The 18,581-nt window shown below is 30.6% G+C and carries 21 protein-coding genes and 1 other RNA gene; 18 read left to right on the forward strand and 4 right to left on the reverse strand.

All coding sequences use genetic code 4. From position 1 onward, the window contains the following. Positions 1 to 16 precede the first annotated feature (16 nt). Positions 17 to 1,399: a dihydrolipoyl dehydrogenase gene (gene lpdA, locus SSABA_RS01305; protein WP_025250794.1), complete on the forward strand. Its 1,383-nt coding sequence runs from the start codon at positions 17 to 19 to the stop codon at positions 1,397 to 1,399. A gap of 135 nt (positions 1,400 to 1,534) precedes the next feature. Here the strand turns inward: lpdA and SSABA_RS01310 are convergent, their stop codons facing one another. Next, on the reverse strand, positions 1,535 to 2,098 hold the full coding sequence (locus SSABA_RS01310) for an inorganic diphosphatase (RefSeq protein ID WP_025250795.1): 564 nt from the start codon (positions 2,096 to 2,098) through the stop codon (positions 1,535 to 1,537). 89 nt (positions 2,099 to 2,187) lie between these two features. Between SSABA_RS01310 and SSABA_RS01315 the strand changes: the two genes are divergently transcribed. Both SSABA_RS01315 and SSABA_RS01320 read left to right on the forward strand, forming a co-directional pair. Continuing rightward, positions 2,188 to 2,853 (forward strand): hypothetical protein, encoded by a 666-nt coding sequence (locus SSABA_RS01315; RefSeq protein WP_025250796.1) that lies wholly within the window; start codon positions 2,188 to 2,190, stop codon positions 2,851 to 2,853. A 47-nt stretch (positions 2,854 to 2,900) separates the two neighbouring features. Then, positions 2,901 to 3,854 carry a hypothetical protein gene (locus SSABA_RS01320; RefSeq protein ID WP_025250797.1) on the forward strand — a complete coding sequence of 318 codons (954 nt, stop codon included), beginning with the start codon at positions 2,901 to 2,903 and terminating at the stop codon, positions 3,852 to 3,854. Between the two features lie 170 nt (positions 3,855 to 4,024). Here SSABA_RS01320 and SSABA_RS01325 read toward each other — a convergent pair whose 3' ends face one another. Beyond that, positions 4,025 to 4,213: a ferredoxin gene (locus SSABA_RS01325; protein ID WP_025250798.1), complete on the reverse strand. Its 189-nt coding sequence runs from the start codon at positions 4,211 to 4,213 to the stop codon at positions 4,025 to 4,027. Positions 4,214 to 4,296: 83 nt separating this feature from the next. On the opposite strand from SSABA_RS01325, the gene SSABA_RS01330 reads away from it, so the two are divergent. From SSABA_RS01330 to SSABA_RS01355, 6 genes are all read left to right on the forward strand, one after another. Next, complete coding sequence (locus tag SSABA_RS01330) at positions 4,297 to 4,989, forward strand: hypothetical protein (RefSeq protein ID WP_025250799.1); 693 nt, start codon at positions 4,297 to 4,299, stop codon at positions 4,987 to 4,989. A gap of 15 nt (positions 4,990 to 5,004) precedes the next feature. Next, positions 5,005 to 5,667, forward strand: coding sequence for a (d)CMP kinase (cmk, locus tag SSABA_RS01335; protein WP_025250800.1), 663 nt, complete (start codon positions 5,005 to 5,007; stop codon positions 5,665 to 5,667). A 15-nt stretch (positions 5,668 to 5,682) separates the two neighbouring features. Continuing rightward, a complete protein-coding gene (der, locus tag SSABA_RS01340; protein ID WP_025250801.1) occupies positions 5,683 to 6,996 on the forward strand; it encodes a ribosome biogenesis GTPase Der in 1,314 nt (437 codons plus the stop codon). A gap of 7 nt (positions 6,997 to 7,003) precedes the next feature. Next, positions 7,004 to 8,002: an NAD(P)H-dependent glycerol-3-phosphate dehydrogenase gene (locus SSABA_RS01345; RefSeq protein ID WP_025250802.1), complete on the forward strand. Its 999-nt coding sequence runs from the start codon at positions 7,004 to 7,006 to the stop codon at positions 8,000 to 8,002. Positions 8,003 to 8,019: 17 nt separating this feature from the next. Next, complete coding sequence (locus SSABA_RS01350; RefSeq protein WP_025250803.1) at positions 8,020 to 8,298, forward strand: HU family DNA-binding protein; 279 nt, start codon at positions 8,020 to 8,022, stop codon at positions 8,296 to 8,298. A gap of 69 nt (positions 8,299 to 8,367) precedes the next feature. Then, complete coding sequence (locus SSABA_RS01355; protein ID WP_025250804.1) at positions 8,368 to 8,925, forward strand: DnaD family protein; 558 nt, start codon at positions 8,368 to 8,370, stop codon at positions 8,923 to 8,925. Here the strand turns inward: SSABA_RS01355 and SSABA_RS01360 are convergent. Beyond that, a complete protein-coding gene (locus SSABA_RS01360; protein ID WP_025250805.1) occupies positions 8,900 to 9,403 on the reverse strand; it encodes a Holliday junction resolvase RecU in 504 nt (167 codons plus the stop codon). The genes SSABA_RS01355 and SSABA_RS01360 overlap by 26 nt on opposite strands. Before the next feature lie 83 nt (positions 9,404 to 9,486). Between SSABA_RS01360 and SSABA_RS01365 the strand changes: the two genes are divergently transcribed. The 7 genes from SSABA_RS01365 to SSABA_RS01390 all read left to right on the forward strand — a co-directional run bounded on the left by SSABA_RS01365 (position 9,487) and on the right by SSABA_RS01390 (position 17,187). After that, positions 9,487 to 9,816: a DivIVA domain-containing protein gene (locus SSABA_RS01365; RefSeq protein WP_025250806.1), complete on the forward strand. Its 330-nt coding sequence runs from the start codon at positions 9,487 to 9,489 to the stop codon at positions 9,814 to 9,816. Positions 9,817 to 9,838: 22 nt separating this feature from the next. Continuing rightward, positions 9,839 to 10,178: RNase P RNA component class B (gene rnpB, locus SSABA_RS05065), an RNA gene on the forward strand. Between the two features lie 199 nt (positions 10,179 to 10,377). Then, complete coding sequence (gene recA / locus SSABA_RS01370) at positions 10,378 to 11,403, forward strand: recombinase RecA (RefSeq protein ID WP_025250807.1); 1,026 nt, start codon at positions 10,378 to 10,380, stop codon at positions 11,401 to 11,403. Positions 11,404 to 11,405: 2 nt separating this feature from the next. Next, entirely contained in the window at positions 11,406 to 12,056 is a 651-nt protein-coding gene (locus SSABA_RS01375) for a nitroreductase family protein (RefSeq protein WP_025250808.1), read from the forward strand. A gap of 140 nt (positions 12,057 to 12,196) precedes the next feature. Then, positions 12,197 to 13,717: a ribonuclease Y gene (rny, locus tag SSABA_RS01380; protein WP_025250809.1), complete on the forward strand. Its 1,521-nt coding sequence runs from the start codon at positions 12,197 to 12,199 to the stop codon at positions 13,715 to 13,717. A gap of 183 nt (positions 13,718 to 13,900) precedes the next feature. Continuing rightward, entirely contained in the window at positions 13,901 to 15,265 is a 1,365-nt protein-coding gene (gene ffh / locus SSABA_RS01385; RefSeq protein ID WP_025250810.1) for a signal recognition particle protein, read from the forward strand. 41 nt (positions 15,266 to 15,306) lie between these two features. Continuing rightward, on the forward strand, positions 15,307 to 17,187 hold the full coding sequence (locus SSABA_RS01390; RefSeq protein ID WP_025250811.1) for an ABC transporter permease: 1,881 nt from the start codon (positions 15,307 to 15,309) through the stop codon (positions 17,185 to 17,187). 20 nt (positions 17,188 to 17,207) lie between these two features. Here the strand turns inward: SSABA_RS01390 and SSABA_RS01395 are convergent, their stop codons facing one another. Further along, complete coding sequence (locus SSABA_RS01395) at positions 17,208 to 17,651, reverse strand: GNAT family N-acetyltransferase (RefSeq protein WP_025250812.1); 444 nt, start codon at positions 17,649 to 17,651, stop codon at positions 17,208 to 17,210. A 61-nt stretch (positions 17,652 to 17,712) separates the two neighbouring features. Here SSABA_RS01395 and SSABA_RS01400 point away from each other — a divergent pair, with 61 nt between their 5' ends. Both SSABA_RS01400 and rpsP read left to right on the forward strand, forming a co-directional pair. After that, positions 17,713 to 18,183 carry a 23S rRNA (pseudouridine(1915)-N(3))-methyltransferase RlmH gene (locus tag SSABA_RS01400; protein ID WP_025250813.1) on the forward strand — a complete coding sequence of 157 codons (471 nt, stop codon included), beginning with the start codon at positions 17,713 to 17,715 and terminating at the stop codon, positions 18,181 to 18,183. A gap of 79 nt (positions 18,184 to 18,262) precedes the next feature. Beyond that, entirely contained in the window at positions 18,263 to 18,553 is a 291-nt protein-coding gene (gene rpsP, locus SSABA_RS01405; protein WP_025250814.1) for a 30S ribosomal protein S16, read from the forward strand. The last annotated feature ends 28 nt before the right edge of the window (positions 18,554 to 18,581 follow it).

An 18,581-nucleotide genomic window follows, 5' to 3' on the forward strand; every position in this document is an offset into this window, starting at 1 on the left:
AAAGTGAAGAGATAAGATGAAAGAATATGATTTAGCAATAATTGGGGCAGGTCCGGGAGGTTATGTTGCCGCCATTAAAGCAGCTCAGCATGGATTAAAAACCTTAATAATAGAAAAAGAGTATTATGGTGGAGTATGTTTGAATGTTGGTTGTATTCCAACCAAAGCATTATTAAAAAGTACAAGTGTTTATAATACAATGAAAAATGCAGAGAAATACGGAATCTTGGTTGATAAGGATTCTGTCAAACCGGATTGAAATGCAATGATTAAAAGAAAAGAAGCTGTTATTAAGCAATTAGTAACTGGGGTTGAGATGTTGATTAAAAAGAACAAAGTTGATCGAATTGATGGCAGCGCTGATGTTGTAGACAACACCAGTTTAAAAGTAAATGGAGAGACCATTAAGTTTAAAAACTTAATTATTGCCTCTGGAAGTGTTGCCAATGAATTAACCCTGCCTGGTTTTGAAAAAGCCAAAAAAGCAGGAACTCTAATAACTTCAACTGAAGCTCTCTCATTAAAAGAAATTCCCAAAAGTATCGTTATAATTGGGGGTGGGGTAATTGGTATTGAGTTTTCTTCATTATTTCGTCGTTTAGGAACCCAGGTTACAATTTTACAAGGCTTAGATACAATTTTAGAAATTTTAGATAAAGATATCTCAAAAGAAATGACAAGAAAATTATTGACACGCCCAAATGTTAAAATTGAAACCAGTGTTAAAATATTAAGAATTGAAAATAATAAGATTTATTATAATGATAAAAGCGGAAAAGAGTGTTTTACCGAATTTGATTATGTTCTTCAATCTGTTGGAAGACGCCCTAATCTAATTAATTTTGGGAACGCACCGATTAAGCTGACTGAACGAAACGCTATTCAAATTGATGACTTTTGTCGCACATCAGTTCCAAATATTTATGCAATTGGAGATGTTACCGGAAAAATTATGTTGGCACACGTCGCCTCCAATCAAGCAGAGGTTGCGATTGAAAATATTGTTGGTAACCAAACAAAAATGAATTATAGTTATATGCCTTCTTGTATTTATACTTCACCAGAAGTTGCCGTGGTTGGCTTAACCGAAGAGCAAGTGATTGATTTAAAAATCCCTTATAAAGCTTTTAAATTTCCTTTGGCTGCCAATGGTAAATCGATTGCTGATGGAAATACCGATGGCTTTGTAAAAGTTATTTGTGACCCTAAATATGGTCAAATTTTAGGTGCCCATATTATTGCCTCAACGGCCACTGATATGATTTCTGAAATAACAACATTGATGGTATCAGAAGGGACGATTGCAGAATTAGCTAAATCGGTTCACCCTCACCCGACAGTCAGTGAGGCAATCATGGAAGTGGCAATTGCGCTACAAGATAAGCCGCTGCACTTATAAAAAAAATCTTCATCACTTTTTAATTAACTATCATTTGTAAAGAAGTCCTATCTTCCAAACTTCAAAAAGTAAAACTAATTTAAATAAATAAAAAATTGACTATTTTATAGTCAATTTTTTAAATAAATGTAGAAACTAAGCTTGACCTAACCCTTTGGCTTTTCATTCAGCTATTATTTCATTTTTTCCATTTGGAGTTGCTAATTGTTTTTCATACTTTTTGAAACGTTCTTTACATTCTTTGATTTCGTTTAGAGCATGATTTAAATCACCCCAACCATCGATTCTAACTGATTTTTTTTGCAAAGCTTTATACTGTAAAAAAAAGTTTTCAATTTCATCTCGTAAATGTTGAGGGACATCTTCCAAATTCTTATAAGTATCAAATCTTGGATCATCATGAAAAACTCCAAATAACTTAGTATCAATTTCTCCGTTATCAATCATTTTAATACTTCCTAAAATTCTAATATTAACAGCTACTCCTGGTAGTGTTGGATAAGTAACTAAACTTATAACATCTAATGGATCCCCATCTCAGTCTAATGTATTTTGGATAAATCCATATTCACCAGGATAAAAATTTGCTCCATATAAAACACGGTCTAAGGCAATTTTTCCTGTGTTGACATCATACTCATATTTATTGCTGCTTCCTTTTGGAATTTCAACAATCATTTCAATAACATTATTGCTCATTTATTTTCTCCCTTTAACTAAATAAATTGTATTACAAAAAAACCTTAAAATGAGATAAAATTTAATATAATTAAAAATAGGAGATTGCTATGAATTTAGATAAAAATAACGAAAATATTGTTTTTAAAATTCGCTACCAAAAAACAAAGTGAAAGGAATATTTTGAACTAACAACGCTAAGAATAACTTTTTTATCCCTAATTTTGGCTTTAAATATAACATTGGCTATTTTTAGCAGATTCATTATGGGTATGATTAAGATTCCCCCGGTTGACTTTATGGTTTTAGAATTAACCTTAGTCACATATCTAGTGGTTCTTTATTTTTTAAATTTATTTTATACGGTAATATTCGTTTTTATTGGAACTTGAGTTCGGTTAATAATTGGTGATGAACCGGTGGGTTTATTGGCAATGAATATAATCGACTTGGCTACTGTACTTTCATTTTGAATACTTAGTTTTTTACTTTATAAATTTTTAATAAATACTAATTTAAATAGAAAGCAATATCTAAGCCGTATGTATATCATTCAAGGATTTAGTGGTTTAATTACAGCATTTATTACGGCTGCCATGGGTATTTTCATAAATTGAGCTTTTTTACTAACTTTATATGGAGTCCCAATTGAAAGTCAAAATATTTTGTTATTTCCAATTGGTATTTTTAATTTTGTTAAAATTGGTGTCAACATTATAATTTATTTGTCGTGTTTTTACGCAATTGACTTGCTTTTTAATAGGTATAAGATATAATTAATTTAGAAGGTTATTTATATTTAATATAATTAAGGAGGAAATAGATGTCAAGTCTAAACAATGATAAAAAACGTTCTAAAATTTCAATAGATAATTCTGTTGAAAATAACATTGACCACGATGTACCATTTTCCCCAGGAAAAACTGGGCACTCTAAAAAAGATCACTATCACGAGGAACACCACTTCACAGCTTCTGGTTCTCATGATGATGTTAGTTTAAGTGACTTTTCAATTAAAAATCACTTCACTTTTAACAAGCGTAACTTAACTTTTAAGATTGCTCTAACATCAATTTTTTTAGGACTAGCAATTATATCAACATTAATTGATGCTTTGTCTGAAACTTTATTATCAATTCCGATTTATGGAGTTAAAATGAACATTAGAATTTTGGATTTATTAGTTACAATTGTATCGATACCGACACTGGGGCTAATATTCTCAGAGTTAATTGCTTTTTTAATTCCTTGGATTCATTTTGGAATACACTCTGACCATAGTCCGATTCAAATTGCATTTGATATGATAGCATACATGTCAGCTGTCTTTATATTTTGAGCAATTTTTTATGTGTTATTTAAAAATTCAATTTTTCACAAACACCCAAATAAAAAAGTCGATAATATAAAACGTTGAATTCCAGGTGTTGTTATTATTCCTTTGGTTGCTGCAATCGCCACAGGACTATTTATTTTAGCGCTTTATGTTGCTAGTTTATCTGGAACTAACTCGGGACATACTCATAGTCATGACCATAGTGGAACCCCCACTGTTGATATAAATGATTTAGTTTCTCCACGACACGCAAACCATGCAGAAGAGGGTGGACATCACCATGACCACGAGAATGAGGCAAGCTGATCAAATATCCAAAATATATTCTGACCATTTGTTGGTGGGGTTTTTGGAATCCAATTAGCTAGATTTATGTTATTCTACGTAGTTTTTGCAATTGTTGAAGAAAGAATGAAACCAATTAATCATCGTTATCGTTAGTCATAAAGTTATTAAGGAAATTTTTATAAATTTTAAATAAAGAAAATATAAAATTGAGAGGTTACCCTCTCAATTTCTTTTTTGTCAAATTTTATTTGTCATAATTTGCAATAAAAAAATAACTGCAAATAAAAATACTACCTTCGATTAGAAATAGCATTTATTATTGATTAATCTTCATCAATATTGACGGCTCCAGTTGGGCAGACCATTTGCGATTCAACTAACTGTAGTTTGTTTGGCTTAGCATCTGCTAAACCATTTTCATCCATAAAAAGCGTTTCTGTTTCATCCATTTCAACGCAAGCTTGGCAACCAATGCAAAGTGATTGGTCAATTCATGTTCTTTTTTTATCCATAATTTCACCTAAAATAATATTACTATTATTTCGCAAATAATGTCAAAATAATTTATAATATTTAAGATACGGTAGGTGCTATAATGAATCAACAATTGTCACGAATGGAGCGAAATCGCGAGTTACACCAAAAAGTAAATCGCGACATAATCATTGAAAAGGAAAGTCAATTAGAACGTTCTAATATTTCAGCAATTTTTAAAACTCTTGACGGAATTGATAAAAATTATTTTAGAGCAAAAGTAAAAGAATTTGATGAAAAAAACACAATTGAAAAACCTTATTTAGACAAAGACAAGTCTAAGTTATTGGTAAAAGAAGAATTAAAATACGATTTACGTCGATTTATAAATGAGTTATCTTATGGAGAACAAGTAGCCAAAAAGGCAAAAGAAAAGAAAAATCCAATTCTTGAGAGAATCGATGATTCAAATTCAGTAAATTTAACAAGTCAAAAATTTATTGATTATTACCATAAAATAGCAAGAAATGAACAAACTTTTCAAGATCAAGTAATAGATTTAAGAAAAAGAACTGATGGGAACCAAAATTTTACATCAGATATCAATTTTGCAACAGTAACGAAAGTTCGTAATGCAGATAATCGAACAACCTCTGAAATGTTAAAAGAGGTTTCTGACAAGAATGAACGAAGTTATAATCTAATAATGAAGGAAACAAAAATGTTTAAATATCGCTTTAAATGAATGATTTATTTCCTGCCGATTTTAATAATTTTGATGCTTTTAGCAATTATCATACCGATTTTTATATAAAGGGGATTAATAATTATGAAAAAAATCAATATCGCAGTTGATGGACCTGCTGGAAGTGGTAAATCAGCTACTATGAAAATTGTTGCTAAAAAGCTAGGATATGTATTTCTAGATACAGGTTTGATGTACCGCGCATTTACGTGACTTTGCAATTATAAAAAAATTGATTTTGATCAAGAAGAAATGATTAATAAAGCTTTAAATGATTTTGATTTTATGATTCTAAATGATAAAATTGTAGTGAACGGACATGACGTAACAAATTTTTTAACAAGTAGTGAGATTATTTTAAACATTAATAAGGTGACAACAAAAAAAGTCGTTCGCGACTGAATGGTTGAAAAACAACGAAATATGGTTCAAGGTCGTGGCTTTGTTGTTGTTGGAAGAGACATTGCCTCTATTGTGCTTCCTGACGCTGAACTAAAAATTTACTTAGATAGTTCAGTTGATGCTAGAGCATTAAGACGCTTCAAACAAAATCAAGAGCAAAATGTCTTTCCAAATAGCTTTGAAGAAATTAAAATTGCAATTGAAAAACGAGACTATTCAGATATGAAAAGAAGTGAAGGTCCTTTAATTATAACCTCTGATGCAATTTTAATTGATAATAGCAATTTAAGTATTGATGAAGTTGTAAAAATGATTATGAATCTTGTAGAGAATATTATTTTTTAGAAAGAGTTGGTTATAATGAAAAAAAAAGGTTTGGTTGCCATTGTTGGAAGACCTAATGTGGGAAAATCTACTCTTTTTAATAGAATAATTCGCGAAAAAAAAGCCATTGTTGAAGATGTTCCTGGAGTTACTAGAGATAGAATGTATGGCACCGCTGAATGGCTAACATTGCCTTTTATTGTAATTGATACTGGAGGGATTACTCTTCAAGATGCCCCTTTTGCTAAAGAAATTAAAATGCAAGCAGAAATAGCGATTGAGGAAGCCGATGTAATAGTTTTCGTTATTAATTATAGAGATGGAATTTCAATTGATGATGAAGTTGTTGCAAAAATTCTTTATAAATCTAAAAAACCTGTTCTACTTGTTGTAAATAAATATGACAAAAAGTCAACAGATGAAGAGGCGTTTCAATTTATGACTTTAGGTTTTGGGGAGCCAACTTTGGTTTCAGCTACCCACGGTATTGGAATTGGTGATTTATTAGATCGCATAATCGCTGCAATGCCAAAGCAAGTTGAGAATATTTCTGATGACACCACAAATATTGCAATTATAGGTAAACCAAATGTTGGTAAGTCGTCCCTTGTTAATGCAATAACCGGTGAAGAGCGAATGATTGTCAGCGAAATATCAGGAACTACCACAGACGCTGTTGACAGTAAAATCATAGTTAATGGTCAAAAATATGTGGTTATTGATACTGCGGGAATTCGTAAACGAGGAAAAATTTATGAAAACCTTGAAAAATATAGCTTTCTAAGAGCTTTAACAAGCATTAATAAAGCAGATATTGTTCTGTTGATAATTGATGCCTCAATTCCAATTTCAGATCAAGATACAAATATTGGGGGCCTAGCATTTGAAGAAAATAAACCAATCATTTTAGTGGGAAACAAATGAGATATTATTCCAGATAAAAATACGAATTCAATGATCAAAAAAGAGGAAGAGTTTAAAGCTTACTTCAAATATTTACAATATGCACATATGGTTTTTATTTCCGCAAAAGAAGGTAAGAGAATTAATAAAATTTTTGAAGCCATTGAACACGTGAGTTTAAACTTAAAGAAGAGAATTAAAACAAGTGTTTTAAACGAAGTTTTAAATAAAGCTCAATTATTAAATCCAGCCCCAAACCATAATGGGGGGCGTTTAAAAATTTATTATGGATCACAAGTCGAAGCTTATTTACCAACATTTGTAATGTTTGTTAATAATCCAAGCTATGTCCATTTCTCGTATAAAAGATTCTTAGAAAATCAGATTCGTCAACAGTTTGATTTTAATGGTGTTCCAATGAATTTAATTTTCAGAGAAAGAAAGTAGGTATTTTATGAAAAATGTTACAATAATCGGAACCGGAGCCTATGGGACGGTTTTAGCAAATGTATTAGCTGATAATTCTCACAAAGTTGTAATGTATGGCATTGATGAAAATCAAGTTATGGAAATAAATGATAATCATAAAAATCCGGTATTTTTTCAAGATGCTTTATTAAACAAAAATATTAAAGCAACAACTGACCTACCAGCGGCCTTAGAAAAAACAGAAATTTTAGTTTTGGGAGTCCCGACTTTAGCAATCGATAAAGTAGTAACAGAAATTATCAAGTATGCCAAGAATAAAATGATAATTATAAATGTTGCTAAAGGTCTTGACGAGGAAAATTTAGACGTTTTGAGTAAAAAAGTTATTAAAATGTTTGCAAATACCAATATTATGGAAAGCTATGGAGCTCTATTTGGACCATCTGTTGCAATTGAAGTAATTCAGCGCAAACCAACTTGTATTATGAGTTGCAGCGAAGACATTAAAGTTGCTAAAAAAATTGCAGAAATTTTTAATAATGAGTATTTTCGAGTTCTTCCAACAGATGACTTAATTGGTTGTGAAATAGCGGCCGCACTAAAAAACACAGTTGCAATCGCAAGCGGAATTATGTTCGGGTTTGAAAGTTCAGATAATTCTAAGGCCAGTTTGATAACAATTGGTCACAATGAAATAAAACGTCTAAGTTTAGCCTGTGGCGCAAAACCAGAAACCTCTTCTAATTTTGCAGCTTTAGGAGATTTAATTTTGACAGCAACTAGTCGTAAGTCAAGAAACTTCGGATTAGGCATGGAAATAGCAGCTGCAAATGATGCAGCAACTGTTTTGAACAACTATAAAACAACAGTTGAAGGTGTTACTGCTTGCAAAATAGCATATAAGATGGCAAAAAAAATGAAAATTAATTTACCACTATTTGAATTAGTTTATGAAATACTTTATAATAATAGTATGCCAAGTGCTACCATAAATAATGTTTTTAAAGACATTATTTTGGTATAGAAAGTTTAGGTATTAAAATGACAAAAAAAGAATTATCGGAAAAATTAGCAAGTAATTTTGATGTTCAAAAATCAGAAGCGGATAAAATGTTGGGATTCATTTTTGATGAAGTTACCAACGCATTAACAAGCGGAGATGAAGTTTCAATTGCTGGGTTTGGTAAATTTTCAGTTGCAGATAGAGCAGCTAGAGAAGGGGTAAACCCATCAACTGGTGCAAAAATTCAAATAGCTGCAACAAAGGTTGCAAAGTTTAAAGTTGCAAAACAACTAAAAGATGCTGTAGCTCAAAGCTAATAAAAAAATAAATTAAATAAATTAAAATGTTGCTGTAAGCAACATTTTAATGTTTGAGGGGATTTTAATATGTTAATAAATTTAATTAAAACAGGCATTATTCATAAAAGAAGTTTACTTTTAATTTACTATAAAATAATTGGTTTAAATGAAAATCAAGTTCTAATTATTTTGTTAATAATGCAGTTATCCAATGATGATAGAAAATTCATTACCGCAAGGGAACTTAGTGAATATATGACCTTGACAACCGAAAAAATTGATGAAGAAATTTTGAAATTAGTTAAATTAAAACTTATTAAAATTGAAAATAATAAAGGAAAATCTGTCATTAACTTATTTCCGCTTTTTAATCAGTTGGCGATTATTTGTGAGAATTCAATTTCAGACTCTGAGGATGAAATTGATGTGGTGCAAATAATCAAAGATCGTTTTCAAATACCAATGACAAACGAACAAAGTGATAGCTTGAAAAAAAACTTGGAAAAAAATATTTCAATTCCAAGCTTAATTGATTTAATTGCTGTAAATAATGTTCATGATTTCGAAAGTCTAGAAAAAATAATTAAAACAAATTTAAAGTCTAAACCAAAGGCCTTGACTAAATACAATTGATTAATCGACTAACCCCTGATAGATAATCAAGCAAAAGACCATTTTTCATAAATATTTCAATTGCGTTTTCTTTGAATCAAAGATACGGAATTTTTTTATTTTCTTTTGCTTGTCAGACCAATTTTAAAATGTTAACACAAAAATATTGATCAAAATTGTGAAAGTAAATAATTACAAAACCCAATCCAAAGTTCTGAGTAACACTTACAAGTTTCTCTTCTTGGTGTTTTTTTAGATTTATAAACGAAAAATGGTCCTTATAGGTTTCTTTTGCTTCAAATTCCAAGTAGGTTCCTTGAAATAATCCAATATAATCACAATTAAAATTTTGTGAAAAATTTGCCTTAGTAATCTGTTTATCTTCAATTTTAACAAGATTAATATTAACATTAATTTTAGAAACCAGAGCAATATTGTTGTTAAGATAGTATTTATTTGCATGATTAATAACAGTTTCAAGGAACATTCCTTTATTTAAGTTTCATTTCATTTTATCTCCTCAAAATTTATTCGTATTATTTTTTTAAATTTAGCCAAGAATTTGATAAAATTAATTTATAAAAGAGGTGTACAGTGAATTACGTTAAATATAAAAAAGAAGACATTGCAAAAAAAGATTTTACTGTAGAATTTAAAGGTTATAAAGTTGAGGAAGTTGATCTTTTTTTAGATGAAATAACAAGAGATTATGAAATTTTAGAATTTGAAAAACAAAAAATGCGCGATAAAGTCATTTCTCTTGAACACGAGAATCAAAATTTACTTGATGAAAATGAAAAAATTATTGCCAGTTTACAATTATCACAGCAACAATTAGAAAAACTTGCTCGAAGCGGAGTTAATAGTAGTTCAATTTTAAAAAGAATTGCAAATTTAGAAAAGCAAAATTTAGGTCAAAAATAGTGTAAAATAATTGTTGAGGTTGTATTTGAATCAATCGCTGCAATTGAAAAATTATTGTAGAGGAAACTCCACGCTTGCACTTTCTGCGATGAAAGTAGTGATTGTGCTAGGGAAAAAAATAACCCTGGACACCTTTTGGGTGATGACTAGTATTTTTCCTAAAAGTTTACTTATGGAAAAACTAATAAAGTGCCACAGAGACGAGTATTGGGAAACCAGGAAATGGAACGGGTAAACTCCACAAGCAAGAAACTCAAATTTAGGTAGAGGAATTAAACAAAGGGAATTGAACCAATGTTTGAACCGTAATGGTAGATAGATGATTGATACCTAGAAATAGGAACAAAACGTGGGTTATGATAATAAAACCTCATTTTATTATATAAGTTTTTGATGATATCGAATATTTATATAATAATCAAAATCTTGAATTCCAAGAAATATTTTAAATATTTAAATTAGATTGTTTTTGTATTGCAAAATTTAAATTTATCGCACGATAATTTATTTGGAGGCGATAATTTGTATAGTAAATTAAAAGAATCAAAAAGTGAGGTTTTTATGAGTTTATCAAAAGAAAAAGATAAAAACGAAAACCTGACACAAGAAGAAATTTTATCAAATGTTATAAATGAGATTGAAAAAAGTTTTGGTCGGGGCTCAATAATGAAATTGGGGGATTTAAATAATCAAAACATCAAGACTATTTCAAGTGGATCATTTCTAGTAGATGATGCAATTGGTATTGGAGGCTATCCTAAAGGAAGAATTATAGAAATATATGGTCCTGAGTCAAGTGGAAAAACCACTTTAGGTCTTCATGCAATTGCGGAGTCGCAAAAGGCTGGCGGCAAGGCTGCATTTATTGATGCAGAACACGCTTTAGATCCGTTGTATGCTAAAAAAATTGGGGTTGACATTGATAACTTATTGGTATCGCAGCCAGATTCAGGTGAGCAAGCTTTGGATATATTGGAAATGCTAGTAAAATCAAATGTGATAGATATTGTTATTTTAGATTCTGTTGCTGCATTAGTGCCAAAGGCAGAACTTGAGGGAGAAATGTCGGATCATTCAATTGGTCTTCAAGCTCGTTTAATGTCCAAAGCACTGCGTAAACTAAGCGGAATCATTTCAAAAACAGAGACTGTTGTAATTTTTATTAATCAGTTAAGAGAAAAAGTTGGTGTTATTTTCGGTAGTCCCGAAATTACGCCAGGGGGAAGAGCGCTAAGATTTTATTCTTCGATTCGTTTGGATGTAAGAAAAGGTGAAACCATTTCTGAAAATGGTAATCCAATTGCTAACAAAGTTAAAATCAAAGTAGTTAAAAATAAACTAGCAGCCCCTTTCAAGGTCACTCAGATCACAATTAATTATAATAAGGGAATTGATAAAATGTCAGAAATAATAGAATTAGCCTCTCTCTACAATATATTAAATAAATCTGGAGTATGATATTCTTATGGAGATACCAAAATTGGTCAAGGACGCGATGCTGTTAAAAATTGACTAACTATCAACCAAGATTTGTATAAAGAGATATGCGAAGAACTAGAAAGAGTTTTAATAACAACAAGAGGTTAATAATGAGTATTTTAAAGGATTTAATAAAAGAAAGAAAAACAGTAAAACGTTATGAAAAAGATTTTAAAATTAGTGAATCAGATTTAATAGAAATTATTGATGCTGGTCGCCTGGCTCCAAGCGGATTTGGTCTTCAGCAAGTGGAAGCATTGGTATTTAGTACAGATAAGCTAAAATCTAAAGTCGCAAAAGCATTCCAAGGCTATAATGAAGATAATATTAACTCCGCAAGCGCCCTTATTGTTTTAGTTGGAATTAAAACAAAAATGTATGAAAAAAATAACGGGGCATTAATTGACGAAAAATTGTTGAATAATTCAAAAATTGCTGAACCAAAGCGAACAGAGTTAAAAGAACATTTGTTGAAAGTTTATCCAAATATTGAATTAAAAGAAGAATATGACTTAATGAATGCAGCAATTCAAATTGGTTTTATGGCACTAAGAGCTACAGAATTGAATTTAGGAACAACCATCATGACTGGATTTAGCATTTCTGATTTAACAAATGTTTTAAATGAATTAAATCTTCTTTTACAGGGACGTCGCCCTGTCATAGCTTTGGCAATTGGAAAGCCAAATATTGATTTTCCAGGCAATAATCGTGAAAAAAACAGAATAGCTTTAAATGAGTACGCAACATTTGTCAAATAAAACGCTTAATTAATAACAAAAAAACTCCTCTGGGAGTTTTTTTGTTATTAATATTGGTATACTTTTAGTTAGAAAAAGAGTATTATTTAATTGTGGTAAAACACAAATCCACTTGCTTTTCAAAGAAAGGTAAGAACAAAATGAGCTCAAGAACAGCCGTTGAGGTTATTATTGCACTTACAGTACTATTCACAGCTGCGATAGCTGCGATACTTGTAATGTGCTTTAGCCAACGTCGACAACGACTATTAAAAAAAACACAAGACGAAGCTAAAAAAATTGTTTTATCTGCAGTTGCAGATGCAAATATTAAAGCTACAGAAATAATAAACGAAGCAGAAAAGAAAATAATTGAAAAAAAGCACGAAATTACAAATTTAGAAATAAATCTTGAAAAAAAAGCGAATGAAGTTGCAATTCAAGAAAAAAATTTAATTTCTAAAGAAGAAGTAATTGAAAATCGGGAATTACTTTCAAATAACAAAGTAAAAGAGTATGAAAAGAAATTAGAAGATGTTATCTCGGCATTAGAAGTGATTTCGCAAATATCTCAAAACGAAGCTAAAGAAGTTCTCTTTAAAAGCGTTGAACATAAATTTAAAAAAGAATTAAATTCATATATTAAAACACAACAATTGGAAGCAACAAATAAAGCCAAAAACTTGGCAACTGAACTAATTGTTGAAGCGATGGAAAAATATGTTGTGGACATTGTTGCTGAGAAGACAATAAGTTATGTAAAGTTACCAAGCAATGATATTAAAGGTAGAATTATTGGTAAAGAAGGAAGAAACATTAAAGCTTTAGAGACATTTGGTGGAGTTGATGTAATAATTGATGATACCCCAAACGTCATAATAATCTCTAGCTTTAATCCTATACGCAGAGAAATAGCCACAAGAGCTTTGAACGCTTTGATAAATGATGGAAGAATTCAACCAGTTAAAATTGAAGAACAAATATTAAAACAACAAAAAGAGGTTCACGAAATTATTCTTGAAACCGGAACAAAAGTTATTGAGGATTTAGGAATTTTTGATATGGACCTAGAACTTGTTAAATTAATTGGCAAGCTTAAATTTAGAACAAGTTATGGCCAAAATGCCTTACTACATTCAATTGAGGTTGCAAAAATTTCGGGAGCAATTGCCTCAGAATTAGGATTAAATACAAAACTTGCAGTCCGTTCAGGATTGCTACATGACATTGGCAAAGCGGTGGATTTCGAGGAAATTGGAAGTCATGTAGTTTTAGGTATTGACATTGCTCAAAAGTATCGCGAAGATAAGATAGTCATAAACTCAATCGCATCACATCACGGTGATTTTCCTCGTGAAGATTTAATTGCTGCAATTGTATCGATTGCAGATTCTATTTCGGCTTCAAGACCAGGAGCAAGAAACAATTCAGTTGAAGATTTTTTAACAAGAATGGCGGACATTGAGCGAATTGCAACCTCTGTTGAAGGGGTCCAAAGCGCATATGCAATTCAATCTGGTCGTCAAATAAGAATTATAGTTAATCCAGAAATTGTTGAAGATTGACAGCTAGTTGGAATTTTAAACGACCTTCAAGAACTAATATCAAAAGAAGTTGTTATTCCAGGAGAAATTACAATGACAATAATTAGGGAACGTCGAGAAGTTAAAATTATTAGATAAAATCAGTACTTTAATTAATAACTTTAAATATTAAGCAGGAAAATAAAACCCTAAATAGGAAATGTAATTTCCTATTTAGGGACTTTTATTTTTTAATTATTAAAATTAGATATTTTTTATAAAAAAACAAATAAATTGATTTTTTTGATATACAATTTATTAGATGATTGGTGAGGTGTAAATATGGGATTTGGAGACTTTTTAGCAAATAGAATGAAAAAATCTATTGAAAAAAATATGAGAAAATCTACTCTAACAGAAGATAATATCAAGGATACATTACGTGAGATAAGGCTAACTTTAATCGAGGCGGACGTTAATTTAGAAGTTGTTAAAAGTTTTATTAAGAAAATTGAAGCTAAAGCAACTGGTCAATATATTGCAGAAGGTGTTCGAGCAGATCAACAAATGGTAAAACTTGTTCACGAAGAGTTAACTGAAATACTTGGAAAAGTAAATAAGGGATTAGAAATTTCTAAAAGGCCATCTGTAATAATGATGGTTGGTTTACAAGGGGCCGGAAAAACAACATCGGTTGGTAAGCTGGCTCACTTGATTGATAAAAAATATAATAAAAAGGCTTTAATGGTCGGGCTTGATATTTACCGTCCAGGTGCCATTGATCAATTGGTTGAAATTGGTGCTAAAAATAATATTGCAACTTTTGAGCGCGGAAAAAATGATCCAATAAAAACAGCTAAAGAATCAATTGAATACGCTCAAAAAGAAGATTTCGACGTAGTAATTTTAGATACTTCAGGTAGGCTTCAAATTGATAAACCGTTAATGAAGGAATTAAACGAAATTCGTAAAGCAACATCACCTCAAGAAATATTAATCGTTGTTGATGGAATGACAGGTCAAGACATAATTAATGTAACCTCGGAGTTCAATGATTTATTAAAACTTTCTGGAGTTATTGTTACAAAACTTGATGGTGATGCTCGAGGAGGAGCAACCCTATCAATTACTAGCATGACAAAACTTCCTGTCAAATTCATTGGGGAAGGTGAAGGTATTTCGGCATTATCAGAGTTTCATCCCAAACGTATGGCTGACAGAATTTTGGGGATGGGCGATGTTGATACTTTATTCGAGAAGGCAGTTGAAGTTGTTGATCAAAGAACTATGGAAAAAACCATGAAACGAATGTTTATGGGGCAATTTGATTTAGAGGATTTGAGAAATCAATTAGCTCAAGTTGCTAAGATGGGTAATCTTGGTGGGGTTATGAAAATGATTCCAGGAGCACAAAAAATTAGTGAGTCACAACTTGAAGCAGCACAAAAGAAATTATTTACCGCTAACATTTTAATGAATTCAATGACTTTAAAAGAACGCCGTGAACCACGTGTCTTAAAAGCAATAAACCGTAAAAATCGTATAATTAAGGGATCTGGAAGAACCGAAAAGGAATATAACGAGTTATTGCAACAATTTGATAAGGGTAAAAAGCAGGTTATGGAAATGACCAAACAATTAAAATCGGGAAGAATGCCAAACTTAAAAGGAATGGGTGGTAAAGGTTTTGGCGGTGGAATGTTTTAATTTCAGCGTAATTTTTAATATATCAGGAGAGAAGGAGAAATATGAAAAACTATTGAAAAATAGTTCAGGCTGAATTTCAAGAAAGGGTTTTTAGTAGCAAGAAAAGAATTGTAAAATTTGTGGCAATTTGTTTTGTACCCTTTTTATATGCTTTTATATGCATTTGAGCATTTTGGAATCCAATTCCAAATATTGGAAAAGCACCAATTGCTATTGTAAGTAATGACCAACAAGTTAATTTAGTATCGGGAGTAAATAAAGATGGCAAACCTCAAATCGGGGGAGCTTATAAATATATTAAAAATGGAGAAGAATTTTTAATTGATAAAACTGATTTTGATTTTGGGATTTTAGAACCCGGAGATGTTGTCATTACTTATGCTGGATCTAAAATTGAAGTAGATTCAACAAATTTTGCAGTTGCAAAATACTCAATTGTTGATAATTTTTTAAACTCTTGAAAAGGCAATAATGTTTCAGGAATAACTTTTAATGATAAAAATCAAAAGTTCACAATTGCTGCGAGTGAAGAAATGAAATTGACAAATATAAGTTATGTTAATGGAGAAGCGGCCAAAAAACTGGCAATCGATAAACCAAATAATGGAGGGTGAGAGACCCTGGACACAAAAACTTATTGAGCCCAGATACAAATTCCTTCAGACATCTCTTTTAATTTCATTAATTATTTGGATAAATTAAGTGCTCAAAAATTTATCAGTTCTAAAAAAACAAGTTTTTTAAAAAATGATTTATGGTCTTCTTTTGCGGATAATCCAATCAATTTTTGATCAACTTATAAAAATAACTTTTTATTTGGTCAATTCATGTATTTATTTGACAACTTTAAAACGGGAATTATTTTTGAAACAGGTCCAAAAGTGGTTGCAGATAGTTTAAAAGAAATGATAAATAGTATAACTTTGGATAATATTATTCCCCCAGTAATTGGAGGAGCAATTAAAACAGCACTACTGGAAATTCTAGATACTATTGAGGCCGGAATTAAACTAGTGCCTGATTTTTCAAATTTTTTGACAAGTCAAATTGATGGCTCTAACACCAATGTCTATGGGATTGGTCTAGGACAATTCTTCTTGTGTATTGGTGTATGAATCGGTGCTTTAATGCAAACTTTTATATATGATCGCAAAAAGAGAGTTGAATCAGCGTCTAACATTTCTTTTTACTTTGGAAAGTTGACACTAATGGTAGCTACTTCATTAATTCAGACAACAATTTTAATGATTTCAATTTTAGGTTTAGGATTTCATGTAATAGGACCCTCATTTGGATGGCTATTTTTATGAATGCTTTTTACAGCCACAGTCTTTACAATAATAATTAATGCCCTTTGATTTAGTTTCAGAGATCAAACTGTAGGAAAATTTTTATGCATTATCTTTTTGGTAATAAATTTATCTTCTGGATGAGGAACTTTTGCACCATTTATGCAACATTCCTTTTTTCAAGTTTTGAGTTATATAGCGCCATACACTTATTCTATCCATGGTCAAGGAGCAATCATTTATGGTCTTTCAATTAACGGCCAAAACTTAATAGACAATTTAATTATTTTGCAAAATCTAGCTGTTTTACTATTATTTGCAATGGTTTTTGGAATTATCGGAGTGTTTTCAGCAAAAAACCGATGCCGCGAAATGCTTTATTCAACCTCAAGCCCTAAAAGACTAGCAATAATTCTAAAAGAGCTTAATTTAAATGACTTTTTAAGAGCAAATCAAAAACCAGATTGAGCTAAATTAGCAACAGTTGACTCTAAAGAAATTTTTAATGCAGTAAACGAAAAATTCCCAGAAGAAGTTAAGTTAGAAAGGTATAAAAAATGAGAAGCTACACAAAATCTTAATAATAAGGAATTGAAAACTCCAAAACAAGCTTCATCAAGTGATGATGATTAAAAAATAGCAACCATAAGTTGCTATTTTTTAATTTGATATTTCATTTCGATATGGTCAATTCCATCTTCTTTAAAAACGACCCCGGTTGTAGTGCTAAAGCCGAAGTTTTGATAAATTTTTTGAATATATGCTTGCGCGTGAATCAAAATTTCTTGACCTCCAAGTTGAGTTATTTTATCCACCATTTCTTTAATAATGGGTTCGCTTAGACCCTGACCTCGATAATCTTTGGAAATAGCCAATCGTCCAAGACCTCATTGATTTTCCGATCTTTGAAAAACTCGACCCACACCAATAAACTGATTATCACTTTCAACAATTAAATGTCAAGCATTTTCATCAATTTCATCAATTTCAAAAACCTCATCAACAGCTTGTTCAACACAAAAGACCTCTATTCTAATTTTTTTAGCAATTTCCCAATAATCTTTATTTTCATTCTTTTTAAATCAAATATAATTCATAAAAACCTCATTTCTTAATAATTATAGCAAATATTGGTATAATTTTAAAAGAGGATTTATTATGAAAATACATATAATTGCTTTTGGCAAAATGGATAAGAAATATCTTAAAGAAGCGACTGAGGACTATTTAAGTAGATTAAAAAATTTCACCAATTTGCAAATTACAGAGCTGTTGGAAGAAACTCACGGAGATAGCAAAAAAATTGGAGCAGTCCATGAACGCGAAGTTAATGATATCATTGAAAAAAAATTGCACGACTTTGAGATAATCTTATTAGATAATGAAGCCGTAAATATTGGCTCACCCGAGTTTTCAAAAATAGTAGATAATAATAAAAATATGAAAAATGCTAAACTGGCCTTCATAATTGGACCTAGCGACGGCTTTAGTCCGAGATTTAAAAAAAACTTTCATCAGAAATTATCGTTTGGTAATGCAACATTTCCCCATCAACTTATAAGAGTAATGCTGTTGGAGCAAATTTATAGAGCTTTCAAAATAATTAATAATCAAAAGTACCATAAATAATTACTTGTCAAGTATTTTTGCTTGACAAGTAATTACCTTTTCTATAAGATATTAGAGTATTGAAATAAGGAGGTAAAAAATGGTTAAATTAAGACTAAAAAGAGCTGGTAAAAAAAGAGCGGCTTTTTATAGAATCGTTGCTTCAGATGCTCGTGTAAAACGTGATGGAGAATACATTGAATTGGTAGGAACTTATAATCCAATCAATGGAGAAGTAAGTATCAAAAAAGAAATTGCTTTAAAATGATTAAATGATGGAGCACAACCAACAGATACAGTTCGCAATATTTTTTCTAAACAAGGAATCATGACAGAATACCATAATTTTAAGTTAGAAGCTAAAAAAAATATTGAAAAGCCTAAAAAATAGATGACGGCTATTTTAGATAAAAATAATA

The organism is Spiroplasma sabaudiense Ar-1343 (assembly GCF_000565215.1).
GTDB classification, from domain to species: domain Bacteria; phylum Bacillota_I; class Bacilli_A; order Mycoplasmatales; family Mycoplasmataceae; genus Spiroplasma_B; species Spiroplasma_B sabaudiense.